This is a genomic window from Anaerovorax odorimutans, from assembly GCF_024459955.1.
Classification (GTDB): Bacteria; Bacillota; Clostridia; order Peptostreptococcales; family Anaerovoracaceae; genus Hominibacterium; species Hominibacterium odorimutans_A.
In genome coordinates this window covers 1-245 of sequence record NZ_JANFXK010000184.1, presented here as the reverse complement: position 1 = coordinate 245, position 245 = coordinate 1, and the positions used below count along the sequence as shown (strand labels likewise).

Genomic DNA, 245 nt, shown 5'->3' with positions numbered 1-245 from the left:
CAATGCCTGCGTCAGAGAAGTTCACCGATTTTGGGAGGAGGGAAAAGAAGAAAAACTGACCCAGCTATTATTTTGTGACCTTTCCACACCAAAAACGGATGGGAAATTCAATGTGTATACGGATGTAAGAGAAAAGTTAATCGCGAAAGGTGTACCGCCTGCGGAAATCGCGTTTATCCATGATGCCAATACAGAGACTAAGAAAAAAGAATTGTTTGCAAAGGTACGAAGCGGTACGGTCCGAA

The 245-nt window shown here is 43.3% G+C and carries 1 pseudogene; it reads left to right on the top strand.

The features are described from left to right. Positions 1–245 (top strand): annotated as a pseudogene (locus NE619_RS19415) (helicase); the annotation flags it as partial.